The 12,963-nt window shown below is 74.4% G+C and carries 8 protein-coding genes; 2 read left to right on the plus strand and 6 right to left on the minus strand.

Annotated elements, in window-relative coordinates:
* The coding region (locus tag FA014_RS20025; protein WP_230323126.1) for an FUSC family protein at positions 1 to 1,049 on the plus strand (1,049 nt) is incomplete at its 5' end.
* Between the two features lie 72 nt (positions 1,050 to 1,121).
* Here FA014_RS20025 and FA014_RS12850 read toward each other — a convergent pair.
* The 6 genes from FA014_RS12850 to FA014_RS12875 form a co-directional block, all read right to left on the minus strand.
* Positions 1,122 to 5,597: a discoidin domain-containing protein gene (locus tag FA014_RS12850; RefSeq protein ID WP_230323127.1), complete on the minus strand. Its 4,476-nt coding sequence runs from the start codon at positions 5,595 to 5,597 to the stop codon at positions 1,122 to 1,124.
* A 62-nt stretch (positions 5,598 to 5,659) separates the two neighbouring features.
* Positions 5,660 to 6,832 (minus strand): mannose-6-phosphate isomerase, class I, encoded by a 1,173-nt coding sequence (gene manA, locus FA014_RS12855; protein WP_154730067.1) that lies wholly within the window; start codon positions 6,830 to 6,832, stop codon positions 5,660 to 5,662.
* Between the two features lies 1 nt (position 6,833).
* Positions 6,834 to 7,919: a glycoside hydrolase family 130 protein gene (locus FA014_RS12860; RefSeq protein WP_154730068.1), complete on the minus strand. Its 1,086-nt coding sequence runs from the start codon at positions 7,917 to 7,919 to the stop codon at positions 6,834 to 6,836.
* Positions 7,920 to 7,993: 74 nt separating this feature from the next.
* On the minus strand, positions 7,994 to 8,881 hold the full coding sequence (locus FA014_RS12865) for a carbohydrate ABC transporter permease (RefSeq protein WP_154730069.1): 888 nt from the start codon (positions 8,879 to 8,881) through the stop codon (positions 7,994 to 7,996).
* Complete coding sequence (locus FA014_RS12870) at positions 8,881 to 9,855, minus strand: carbohydrate ABC transporter permease (protein WP_154730070.1); 975 nt, start codon at positions 9,853 to 9,855, stop codon at positions 8,881 to 8,883. The genes FA014_RS12865 and FA014_RS12870 overlap by 1 nt, the downstream gene beginning before the upstream one ends.
* Before the next feature lie 21 nt (positions 9,856 to 9,876).
* Positions 9,877 to 11,163, minus strand: a complete 1,287-nt coding sequence (locus FA014_RS12875) for an ABC transporter substrate-binding protein (protein ID WP_230323128.1) — start codon at positions 11,161 to 11,163, stop codon at positions 9,877 to 9,879.
* Between the two features lie 245 nt (positions 11,164 to 11,408).
* Between FA014_RS12875 and FA014_RS12880 the strand changes: the two genes are divergently transcribed.
* Positions 11,409 to 12,515, plus strand: coding sequence for a LacI family DNA-binding transcriptional regulator (locus FA014_RS12880; RefSeq protein WP_154730072.1), 1,107 nt, complete (start codon positions 11,409 to 11,411; stop codon positions 12,513 to 12,515).
* Positions 12,516 to 12,963 lie beyond the last annotated feature (448 nt).

The raw sequence follows: 12,963 nt of genomic DNA on the forward strand, positions 1-12,963 counted from the left end.
CCCCGGCTCCCGCACCGGCCGGCGCCGGCACCCCGCTCGACGACGCGGACCGCGCCCTGGACGCCGTCGAGCGCGCCCTGCGGGAGCGCGACGCCACGCCGGTCCGGCTGGAGCGCGACCGCCGGCACCAGCTCCGGGACGCGGTGCTGCACCCGTCGGAACGGCTGCGGTCCATCCAGGTCCGGCACGCGGTGCGGACGGGCTTCGCGGTGCTGATCATGCTGATCGTGACGTCCGGGCTCCAGCGCGGCGACCCGCTGGTGTCGACGGTGCTGCTCGCCACGTTCAGCATCCTCCAGGCCCGGTGGAACGACACGGCGACGAAGACGAGGAACAAGGTCGTCGGCGTGGTCGCGGGCTCGCTGACGGTCGCGGTGGTCCTGCTGGTCGTGCCGTCGCGGTACCTGACGCTCGTCGCGGTCGTCGCCCTCTGCCTGGGGCTCTGGTACATCGTGACGCGGCCGGCGCTGGGCAACGCGTGCATGGTGGTGGTCAGCGTCGGCTTCAACTCGGTGACCCGGCACCTGGACCCGGTCGACCTGCTCCTGCAGTACGTCGGGCTGACCGCCTGCGCGGTGCTGGTCGGGGTGGTCCTGGGCTTCACGCTGATCCCCGGCTTCCGGCCGCCGCCGCTGCGGCGGCGGGTCGAGTCCGCGACCCGCGCCACGGCGACGGCGCTGCGCGCGGCGTCGGACGGCACCGGCGTGCCGGGGCCCGACGAGATCGCCCTGTTCCGCGACGCCACCCGGCTGCAGGACGAGCTGGTGGCCGACGGCGACCCGCTCGACGACCGGCAGCTGGCCGAGCTCGACGCGCTGCGCACCGGGCTGCGCGATCTGACCCTGCTCGCCGGCACCGCGGACCTGGCGCCGGACGAGCTGGACCGCCTCCTCGAGGTGCTGACCCCGGACGGCCCGCCTGATCGCGACGGCGTGGCCGACGCCGCCCCGGAGGCGTCCGGGGCGGCGTCCTCGACGCTGTGGGACGTGGCGCAGCAGGCGGGCGCGGCCGAGCGCTACCTGCTGCGGACGCTGCCGGCCGCCGGCTGAGCCGGGTCCGGCGCCGCACGGTTCCGGTGGCGGCGACGGGGGACGTGTCTCCTTGCTGCTCGGGCGGCCGCCCTACCCGCGGCGCGCCCGGCGGGAACGGCGGGTGAGTGCGACCCCGAGGGCCAGCATGGCGAGGGCGAGCGCCGCGGTCAGGGTGATCGCGCCGCCCGTCACCGCGAGGCCGCCGCCCGTGCCCGCCGGTCCGGGCGCCGCGCCGGCCGCCTCCACCGTGATGGGCACCTGGGCGAGCAGCGTCCCGCCGGGGTCACGGGCCTGCAGGTGGTGCGTCCCCGCGGCGAGGTCGCCGGGCACCGTCACCTCCGTGGTCGCCGCCCCGCCGGTCACCGCGGCGGTCGCGAGCCGGCGGTACTCCGACGCGATGCCGACCTCCTCCTCGGCCCCGGGCATCCCGGTGAGCGTCACCGTCACCCGGTCGCCGGCCCGCACCGACGCGGACGACACCGAGATCCCCGGTGCCCCGCCGCCCGGTGGCACGGCCGCCACCTGCACGGACCCGACCGCGGAGACGTTCCCCGCCCCGTCGGAGGCGCGGAACTCCACCGTGACGGCGTCGGTCCCGGGCACCGTGACCGGGCCGGTGTAGGTGGCCCACCCACCCGCCCCGCCGGTGCGGTGCTCCACGGACGCGACCCCCGAGCCTCCGTCGTCGGTGGCGACGACCGTGACGACGCGTCCGGCGACCGTCCCGGAGACCACCGGTGCCGTGCGGTCCGGGGGCGGGACCTCCGCCAGCCCGTCGAGCGCGGCGGACAGCGCCGCCGCGGCCGCGTCGACCTCCGCCTGCGTCGCGGCACCGGCGGCGAGCAGCGCCTTGGCCGTCTCGAGCGCCGGGAGCAGCGGCGCCCAGCTCTCCGCCGTGTACCGCTCGCTCTCCAGGTCGTTCGCCCGCGCCACGAGGCCCTCGAGCTCCTGCGTGGCGACGGCGACGCTGACCGGGCACCACGCGAGCTCGTCGCCCTTGGCGTGGCTGACCAGGACCGACGTGGACCCGGAGGGGCCTGCGGCCAGGTCGACCTCGACCGTCCCGTCGGCGCCGACCCGCGGCGCGCCCGTCACGGCGGCGACCGCCGGGTCCAGCGTGGACGCGCGGACGACGTCGTCGGCCTCGTGCGGCGTGATCGTCGCCGTCACGACGCCCGAGCCGTCGCGCGGCAGGGTGGTGGCCGTCGCGGTGCAGGTCAGTCTGTAGCCGCCGTAGACCTCGAGCTCGAACAGCGACGTGCCGTACTTCGTGGCCGGCAGGCCGATCACGCGCACGTGCTGCACCTCGGCGTCGGCGAAGTCGACCGTGTTCCTCAGCTCGGCCGACGTCTTCTGGACACGGGCGAGCAGCTCCCACGTCTGCCCGTCCGCCGAGCCCTCGACACGGAAGTCGTTCGAGGTGGCCGTCTCCCAGGTCAGCACCACCTGGTTGATGGTCCGCGGGCTGCCCAGGTCGACCTGGAGCCAGCGCTCCGTCGTGTACGGCGCGTCCTGGCGGGACGAGGCCCAGCGCGTCGTGGGGTTCCCGTCGACCGCGTTCGTCGGCGGCAGTGTCGCGTTGTACTGCGAGTCGGCGGTGACGCCTCGGCCGAGCGCGAGGTTCTCCCGGCCCGCGGGAGCGCCCGGTGCGGACGCGATCGCGTCGTCGCCGAACACCTCGAGCTCCCAGATCGAGACCCCGTACTGGGTGGTGCTGCGCTGGACGGTCTGCATCCGGACGTACCGCGCGCGCTCGTCGAGCGCCACGACGTCGACCCCGCCGTCGCTGCCGGCGCCGGACGTGGCGTACGCGTCCCGCCAGGCCGCGCCGTCGTCCGAGACCTGGATCCGGTACTGGCGCGCGTACGACGCCTCCCACCAGAGCCGGACGGCGCCGACCGGCTGCACCGACCCGAGGTCCACCTGCGCCCAGGCGCTGTCGGACAGGTTGCCGCTCCACCGGGTCGCCGTGCTGCCGTCGGTGATGCTGCCGGCGGCGCCGCTCGACGTGCCCGAGACCGAGACCGCGCCGCCGAGCGCCAGGTTCGCGCTCGCGTCGACCTCGAGCTCCTGCACCGCGTAGCCGTCCCCCTCGCCGTCGAGGAGCAGGAGCCGGACGAAGCCGGCCGCGGTCGGGGCGATGTCGATCCGGGTCGTCCCGCCCGTGCCGTCCTGGGTGAACCGCTGGTCGGTCCACGTCACCCCGTCCGCCGAGGTCTGCAGCAGGAACCGGGTCGCGGCGTCCTCGCCCCAGGTGACCGTCGCCCCGGTGACGAACGAGCCGTGCGGGAGCTGCCGGGTCAGCCACTGCGTGCCGCCGGCGGCCGAGTGCCACGAGGTCCCCGCGTCCCCGTCGCCGGCCAGGGCGGCACCGTGCCCACCGCGGGCGCTGCTCGCGGTGGAGGCCGAGCCGACGTCGCTCACCGCGAGCGCCGCGGTGACCGTCTTGCCGAGCGTGGCGCCGGACCCGAGGGCGAACACGCCGCGGGCGACCCCCTCCGGGCCGGTGAGGGACACCCGCACGACGACGCCCGGCTGCCCGGGGTTCGCCACGCTCACGACCGGGGCGTCGCCCGACTCGTCCAGGATCACCAGGCCCGGCTGGTCGACCTCGAGGCTCCGCCCGTCGCCCAGGTCCAGGGAACCGGCCCGGGAGAAGGTCGCCATCGTGCGGTGCAGGCCCGCGTGCCGCACCGCCTGGACGGCGGCGTCGTTGCGCAGCACCTCGACCCGCGGGGCCGCCGCGTACGCCTCGACCTCGGCGGGCGTGGCGGCGGGCAGGACGACGTACTCGTACCCGGCGTCCTGCGGCTGGACGCCGTGGTCCACGTGCAGGGTGAAGGCGTCCCGGGTGACCGGGTCCTCGCCGACCCAGCTGCCCGTCCGGGACGTGTTCGACACGAGGACGCGCTGACCCGCGGGGAACACGTACCCGACCTCGTCGTTGTACGCCCACGCGGGACCCTCCACGGCGGCGGCGTCGGTGCCGGACGGGACCGAGGCGCCGTTCACCGAGGCGTTCGGCTTGGCGACGACCTGGTTGACCGTGGTGTGCACCGGGGCGGCCGAGCTGGAGGAGATGCCGGTGCCGAGGGCGACCATCTCGTCGTCGAAGGTGAAATAGCTCTTCTGCCCCTTCGTGCCCGCCCGGTCCAGGGTGTGGACGCTGGCGCCGTAGGTGCCGTCGGAGACGCCGCCGGTGAAGCTGCCGCCGTTGCCGGTCGACCCGCGGGTCTGCTCCCTCACGTAGGGCGCGGTGACGCCCGGGTAGTGGAACCAGTCGAAGGCCGGGCCGAGGTCGAGGTACTCGCGGTTGGTGACCTGGATGGCCGTCGCCCCCGCGGAGTTCCACACGATCTCGTTGCCGACCTCCGGCCGGAACGTCGAGCGGTACTCGCTGCCGACCGTGCGGGTGGAGTTCAGGCGGGTGATGATCCCGTAGTCGTCGCGCAGGTGCGACGAGAGCTCGGACCGCCAGAAGTACCGGTTGCCGGTCGCGCCGTTGGTGCGGGTCCTGCCCTGGATGCCGTCGAGCACCGCGCGGTAGGCGGTGGCGTACAGCGGGTCGGTCCGGACCATCCGGGTCAGCGGCTCGATGAACTCCGAGGCGTGGCTCGTCACGCCGCCGATGGTCTTGGGCCGCCGGTAGTTCAGGTACAGCAGGCCGATCTCGCCGCGGATCATCCAGCGGGTGCCGGAGATGATGTAGAACGCGATCGTGTCCAGGTGCTGCCGGCTGAGAGCGAGGCCGGTGCCGCGGGCGACGTCCGCCCACAGGGCGACGTTGGTGAACAGCGCCATGCCGTAGCCCTCGCTGTACAGCTGCGCCCCGTGCGCCCAGAAGCTCGCGTCCGGCTGGACCGCCTCCTGGACCGTGCCCGAGCTGTCCACCGCCACGGTCTGCACCATGGTGTCGAAGCCGGCGCGGATCTGCGCCAGGTCGTGGGTCGCGACAGCCTCGAGGAGGTAGTTCGTGGTCCGCCACGCCCCGTTGGCACCGACCGGGTCGAGCCTGCCGGTGTTGTGCTCGAGCGCGACGTCGAGCGCCGCGGGTCCGAGCACGTCCCCGAGGAAGATCGACAGCCGGCCCATCGCCATGGACTCGCCGATCTCGGTCTCCCACCAGTTCGTGTTGCCCGGGTCGGCGACGTCCCAGTAGGTGAGCGCCCGCTCGACCGCGGTCACGAGCGCCGGGTCCCCGAATCCCTCCGCCGCCGGGTCACGGTAGGCGTGCGCCATCGCGAGCATCCGGTACAGCGCGGAGTACGCGGACCACGTGCGGCCGTTCGCGGAGCTCGTGCGGTCGGCGTAGTCGACGTCCGCCCAGGACCCGTCGGCACGCTGGGACGCCGCGTAGTCGCGCGCCTCTGACGCGCGGGCCAGGAAGATGCCGTTCGCGATGATGATCTCGTCGCCCTGGCCCAGGTAGTACTCCTGCAGCCGCGTGATGATCGTGCCGACGTCCTCGGCGGGCGTCGCCGCCTGCGCGCGCGGGGCTCCGGCCAGGCCGGCGCCGCCCAGCACGAGGGCGAGCGTGAGGGCGATCGCTGCTCTGAGGTGTCTCACGTCCAGCTCCTTCGCTGATCTGTCGGGACGCGCGGTGCCGGGCGCACCGGGCGACGGGCGGGTCAGGCCGCGGCGACCACCGCGGTGCCGTGCCCGGAGATCGTCAGCGGGCCGTCCGCGTCCGGGACGAACACGGCCTCGCCGGGTCGCAGCCGCACGGCGTCGGCCGCTGCGACCCGCACCTCGCCCTCGACGCAGACGACGACCCGCGGCCCGTCGACCGGCCCCGCGAGATCGTCGCCGGCGCGGGCGGTGACGACCCGCAGGGTGAAGTCCGGGACGGGCGGCACGAAGTCCACGACACCGGGGGCGCGGCGTGCCGGGCGGAGGAAGCCCGTCAGACGCGGGTCGAAGTCGGTGACGGCCAGCACCTGGTCGACGTCCACGTGCTTGGCGGTGAGGCCGGCGCGCAGCACGTTGTCCGACGCGGCCATGACCTCCACGGCCATCCCGCCGAGGTAGGCGTGCAGCGTGCCGGGTGCGGTGTAGATCGCCTGGCCCGGCTCCAGCCGCTCGTAGTTGAGCAGCAGCGGCGCGACGAGCGCCGGATCGCCGGGGAACCGGGCGGCCAGGCCGCGCACGACGTCGAGCTCCGGGCGCGCGCCGGCGGACTGCCGCGCGACGGCCGCGACCTCCCGGACCCACGGGGCGTCGCCCCCGCGCTGACCGAGCAGCCACCGGAAGGCGGCGCGGTGCGCGGGGCCGTCGCCGGCGTCCCGGAGCCGGGCGACGAGCGGGTCCAGCCCGGGGACCTCGAGCTCGGCGACGAGCTTGGCCGCCTGCTCGGGCTCCCGCAACCCGCTGAGCAGCTCGAACCGGGTCAGTGCGTAGACGACCTCGGGCTTGTGCGAGCGGTCCCGGTAGGTCCGCGCCGGGTCGTCGCGCGTCACCCCGCGCCGCTCCTCCTCGGCGTACCCCGCCTCGGCCTGGGCCGCGTCCGGGTGCACCTGCACCGACAGCGGATGGGCCGCGGCGAGGATCTTCGTCAGGTACGGCAGGCGCGGGCCGGCCGTCGCGAGCACCCGCCGGCCCAGCATCGTCTCCGGACGGTCGGCGACCAGCGCGTCCAGCGGCACGCGGCGTCCGGTGCCGTGCGCGACCGAGGGGTCGTCGGGGTGCGCACCGATCCAGACCTCCGCGACCGGGCGGCCGTCGGGCGGCTGCGCGCGGAGCTGCTGGACGAGCGTCGTCGAGCCCCAGGCGTACCGGCGGACCGGGTTGTCGAGGCGGTACACCTCAGCCCTCGTCCCGCACCAGCTCGGCGACGCCGATCCGGGAGTCCGCCATGCCGTAGAACACGAACCACCGGTCGCCGATCCGCTCGACGGCCGTCGGGAACACGACGTTGCCGAGCGTGCCCTCCAGCTCGGCGTCCGTCTCCGGCACGAGCAGGGGCTCGGGCGTCCGCGCGAGGACCCGGCGCGGGTCCGCGGCGTCGAGGAGCATCGCGCCGGCGGTGTACCGGGCGCCGTACGCGAGCTCGAACCCCTTGACGTCGGCGCCCGTCACCCCGTGGTGCAGCACCAGCCAGCCCTCCGGCACCCGCAGCGGCGCGGGTCCCCCGCCGATCTTGGACTCCTCGAACGGCATGACCGGTGCCGCGATCATCGCGGCGTGCTCGACGTGCGTGAGCGCCGACAGGTCGCGCCGCACGGCGTCGACGTCCACGTAGCCGATCCAGATGGAGGGCCGGTCGTCGTCGACCCCGGCCGGCGTGGGGGTGCCCTCGCCCGGCCGCAGCCAGTCCAGGTCCCACATCGGGCGGTGCAGCAGGGCGAGCGCGGGGCGGCCGTCGGGGCCGGGGACCAGCTCGGGGAAGAAGACGATGTCCTTGTTGGGGAACAGGTTGAGGTCGGTGCTGAGCTCGGGCCGGTAGCCGAACCGGATCGGGCCGAGGCGCCGCCAGGCGGCCGTGTCCTCGGAGACCGCGATCGCCGGGCGCGGGCCGAGCGGCCCGTACGCGACGTACGTCATGACGTGCAGCCCGAGCGGCTCGACGAACGTGATCCGCGGGTCCTCGACGCCCGCGTTCTGCCGCCCGTGCTCCCAGCCCTCGTCGGGGGCCAGCACGACGCCGAGGCGCTCGACACCCACCGGGACCCCGTCCGCGACGACGACCCGCGCGCGCCCGATCCGGGAGACGTTGCCCGCCGCCACGAGCCGCGGGAAGAGGTACAGCTCGCCGTCCGGGCCCCACGCGGTGCCGGGGTTCAGGACGCCCTCGGCCTCCAGCAGGTTGCCGGGCTCCGGCTCCATGATCGTGCCGAGCCGCCGCAGCGCGTACGGGACGGTCGCGACGGACGCGTGGTTCACCTGGCTCATGACCTGCCTCGGGTTCGGGCGCGCGCCGAGGACGTCGGTGCGCGACGGGGAGTGGTGCGGGGTGCGGGACGGACTCAGCCCTTGACGGCCGAGCCGAGGTTCGCCGACGTGAAGTGGCGCTGGAACAGCAGGAACAGGACGACGGCCGGGACCGCGAGCACGCACGCCCCGGCGAGCACGGCGCCCATCGGGTTCTCCTGGAACGTCGAGTTCGCCTGGGAGAAGTTCGCCAGGCTCACCGCGAGCGGCTGCATGGTGGCGTCCTTCGTCACGAGGAACGGCCAGAGGAACTCGTTCCACGGGCCGATGAACGTCACGAGCATCGCGGTGAGGATCGCCGGCCGGACCAGCGGCACCGCGACCGACACCAGGATCCTGAGCTCGCCGGCCCCGTCGATCCGGGCCGCGTCGAAGACGTCCCGCGGGATCTGCAGGAAGTACTGCCGGAAGATCAGCACGGCCACGGAGTTGACCGCGAACGGCAGGATCATGCCGAGGTAGCTGTCCGCGAGCCCGAAGTAGCGCACGACCATGACGTACAGCGGGACCATGAGCAGCTGGAACGGGATCGCCTGGACCAGCAGCACCAGCGCGAAGACCAGCCCCTGGCCGCGGAAGGACAGGACCGACAGCGCGTACCCGACCATGAGCCCGAGCACGAGGGTGCAGCCGACGACGCCGGCCGTCATGATCAGCGAGTTCAGCAGCGACTGCACGAGGTCGATCGAGTCGTTGACGCCCGCGAAGTTCTCGAGCGTCAGGTTGCCCGGCAGCGGCAGCATCCCGAGCAGGGTCGTGTCCCGCTCCTCCTGCAGCGCGCCGATCACCATGGAGTAGAACGGGACGAGCGCGAGGAACGCCCCGACGAGCAGGACGGCGAACCGGCCGGCGACGAGCAGGCGGGGACGCGTGCGGTCGGTGCGGCTCGTGCGCGGCGCCCCGGCCGTGGCGGTGGTGGCCATCAGCCCTTCCTCTCCGTGAGCCGGCGCGAGACCAGCGACACGACCATGACGGCGATCACGAGGATCATCCCGATGGCCGCCGCGACGTCGGGCTGCCCCTGCTGGATGCCCTTCTGGTACATCAGCAGGGCCGGTGTCATCGACGCGCCGTTCGGGCCGCCGCCCGTCAGCAGGTACGGCTCGGTGAAGATCTGGCCCGTCGTGATGATCGACAGCAGCACGACCAACGACGTCACCGGACGGAGGCCCGGGAGGGTCACCGACCGGAAGCGCCGCCAGGCACCGGCCCCGTCCATCTCGGCGGCCTCGTGCAGCTCCCGGGGGACGTTCTGCAGGCCCGCCAGGTACAGCAGGACGTAGAACCCGAGGTTCTTCCACGTCACGTACACCGCGATCAGCGGCATGATCAGCCCCTGGTTCGCCAGCCACGTCGGGTCCGGCGCCAGGCCGCCGAGCAGCTGGTTGACCACCCCGTTGCCGCTGAACAGGAAGATCCAGGCGGCGAGCGTCGCCACGGAGGCCGTGACGTAGGGGACGTAGTACGCGACCCGGAAGAAGCCCTTCCACCGGGCGACCGCGTCGAGGCCCGTCGACAGGAGCAGGCCGAGGACGACGGTCAGCGGCACGTTGACGACGAGGAACACCAGCAGGTTGCGGAACGCCTGGCGCACCGCCGGGTCGGCGAGCACCTGCTGGAAGTTCTCCAGCCCGACGAACGGGTGCGGGACCTGCACGCCCGGGGCGGTGAAGAAGAAGTCGTGCACCGACATCCAGACCCCGAACCCGAAGGGCACGAGGAACACCACCACGACGAAGGCGGTGTAGGGCGCGCTGAGCAGGGCGCCGAGCGGGTGCTCGCCGAGCCAGCGCTGCAGGCGCCGGCCCCGGGGGCGCTGCGGGCCGCCCCGGTGCGGGCCACGGCCGCCCGTGGCCCGCACCGGCGACCGCGGACTCGCGTCGCGGAGGGTGGTCATGGTGTCGGTCCGTCCTGCCGGTCAGCCGGCCAGGCCGTCGACGGTCGTGGCCGCCGCGCCGAACGCGGTCGGGAGGTCACCCGAGCCCGACTGGACCGCCTCGCCCCACGCGTCGCGGAAGACCTGCATCTTCTCCGCGAGCCCGTCGACGGTCGGCACGTCCACCGCCAGCGGCACGGCGGCCGCGAACGCCTCGAAGAACGGCTGCTCGGCCAGGAAGTCCGCGGCCAGCTCGGGCACGTCGGTCCGCGTCGGGAACTGCCCGGTGGTCTCGAGCAGGGCGAGGTCGTTCTCGTCGTCCGTCGCGAACTTCAGGAAGTCCCAGGCGGTCTGCTGGTTCTGGCACGCGGAGTAGAGCCCGACGTTCTTGGAGTCCGCGAACGTCGCGGTCTCCTCCGGTGCCGTGCCGTCGGCGGTCGGGATCGGGACGGCGCCGTACTCGACCTTGCCGTCGAACTGACCGGCTCCCCACGGCCCCGCGATGCCCATGGCGGCGACGCCGTCGGCGAACGGGCCGGCCCACATGTCACCGCTGTACGCCTCGGCGGACGCGTAGCCCTCGGCGTACATCGTCTGCCAGAGCTCGAGCGTCTCGAGCGCCTCGTCACCGGCGAACGTCGCCCTGCCGTCCTCGATCAGCTGCGTGCCGCCGGAGTTCGCCAGGAAGAACGGGTAGAAGTCGAAGTTGACGTTGGTGTAGTCGGCGGTCGCGGGCGGGTAGATCGCGTAGTCGGCCGCGCCCGACGCCTGGATCGCCGAGGCCGCCGCGAGCAGGTCGTCGTAGGTGGCGAGCTGCGGGTTCTCCGGGTCGAGGCCCGCCGCCTCGAACACCGTCTTGTTGTAGTAGAGCATGAAGGGGTTGGTCTTCCAGGGCAGCTGGTAGAGGTCGCCGTCGGCGCTGCGGAACCCGTCCGCGGCGGCGCCGGAACGGCCCGTGATGTAGTCCTCGGCGTCGTCGAACGTCGCCGAGAGGTTCACGAGGCCGCCCTGCTTCTGGAACGCCGGGACCGCCGCGGGGGCCGTGTTGAAGACCAGGCACGGGGTGTTGCCCGCGGTGATCGAGGCCGAGATGACGTCCTCGGACGAGCTGCCGGCGGGGATCGCCTGCGCGGTCACCTGCTGGTCGGCGTGCTCGGCGTTCCACGCCTGCACGACCTGCTCGCCCCAGGCGATCTCCTGCTCGTTGGTCGAGTACCAGATGTCGATCGGCCCGGTGCCCAGGCCCTGGGTCGAACCGGGCTCGTCCCCGTCGCCCGAGCCGCACGCCGCCAGCGGGAGGACCACCACCGCCGCGGCTGCCGTCAGCACTGCCCATCGTGCGCCACGCTTCATCGCGCCGCTCCTCGCTTCCCGGGACGCTGCGCCCCACCGGAGCCGAGCGCCCGGCGGCGCTCGGATCGCCGGTCGTCCGCGACCGGCTGACACGGAGTAAACCGGTTTGAATGCTGGAGGTCAACCATCGGCCCGCGCCGCACAGACGCGGATGAATCCGGGCAGTGGGCCGGGGCCGGGTTTACTAAACCGGTGCGCAGCCCCTGCGGTAGGATGGCCACGTGGACGCGACACCTGCCCCGGACGCCGGCTCGTCGACGGCGCCCGGCCCGAGGCCCGAGGCCCGCGCGCGCCGGGCGACCATCGGCGACGTCGCCGAGCGTGCACAGGTCTCCAAGAGCGCCGTCTCCTTCGTCTTCAACGGGCGCTCCGGGGTGAGCGAGGCCGCCCGCACCCGGATCCTGGAGGCCGCACGGGAGCTCGACTGGCGACCCGACTCGCGGGCGCGGGCGCTGTCCCGCAGCCGCGCCCAGGCCCTCGGGCTGGTCGTGCGGCGCGAGCCGGAGCTGCTCAGCACCGACCCGTTCTTCCCGCAGTTCGTCGCGGGCGTCGAGAGCGGCCTGTCCAGCCTGGAGTACGCCCTCGTGCTCCAGGTCGTCGACGGCGAGGAGTCCGAGCGCGCCGCGTACCACCAGTTCGCCCGCCAGTCGCGCGTGGACGGGGTGTTCCTCACCGACCTGCGCGCGGACGACGACCGCCCCGACCAGCTCGACCGCCTCGGGCTGCCCTACGTGCTGGTCGGCCCGGTCGCGCCGGTGGACGGGCGCCCCCGGCCCATCGGCGTCGACGACGAGGCGGGCGTCCGGCGCGCCGTGCGGCACCTGTACGCCCTCGGGCACCGGAGCATCGCACACGTCTCGGGCGCCCCCGGCTACGTGCACTCCGACCTGCGGCGGCGCGCCTGGGAGCAGGAGATGACCGAGCTCGGGCTCGAACCGGACCTCGTCGTCGTGGCGGACTTCTCCGGCGCCTCGGGGGCGCGGGCCACGCACGAGCTCCTGGACCTGCCGCGGCCGCCGAGCGCGATCGTCTACGGCAACGACCTCATGGCCATCGCGGGCATCTCCGTGGCCACCGAGCGCGGGATCCGGGTGCCCCACGACCTGTCGGTCATCGGGTTCGACGACGTGCCCCTCGCGGCCTTCGTCGTGCCGCCGCTGACCACCGTGCGCCAGGAGGTCATCGCGTGGGGCCGGGCGTGCGCCCGCACGCTCATCGCGCTGGTCGAGGGGCGCGAGCCCGAGGACGTCCGTCTCCCGCCCGTCGAGTTCGTCGTCCGGAGCAGCACGGCGGCCGCGCGGCACCGCCCGGACGGCGCGCTGCGCTGAGCCGCGGGCCGTCCGGGCCCGGTCCGGCGTGACCCGGTCGGTCGCGGAGGGTGAGAGGCGGTGTGAAATCCCGCCCGGTCGCCCCCGGCGCGCGGGTCCGTCGCCCATGCTCTCCAGCAGTGAGGGCGCGCGACGCGTGCCCCCGGCGAGGCACGGCCGCACCGCCGCGGCGGCCCCGCTCGACTCTCCTGGAGGACTTCGTGCACGACAGATCTCTGCCCGCCACCGGCCGCGGTGGGGCGCGCCCGCGTCCGGGCGCAGCCCGGCGCGCCGCGCTCGCCGGACTCACCTCGGTGGCTCTGCTGACCGCGGGCGTGGCACCGGTCGCCCTGGCGCCCGCCGCCCTCGCGGACCCGGCGCCTGCCGCGCCGACCAGCACCTTCGGCGTCGGCGCCGTCGCCGGCGCCGTGCCCGACGGCGTCTGCGCGGTGCAGGCGACCGTCGTGGG

Source organism: Cellulomonas hominis, from assembly GCF_005239125.1.
In the GTDB taxonomy this organism is placed as follows: Bacteria; Actinomycetota; Actinomycetes; order Actinomycetales; family Cellulomonadaceae; genus Cellulomonas; species Cellulomonas hominis_A.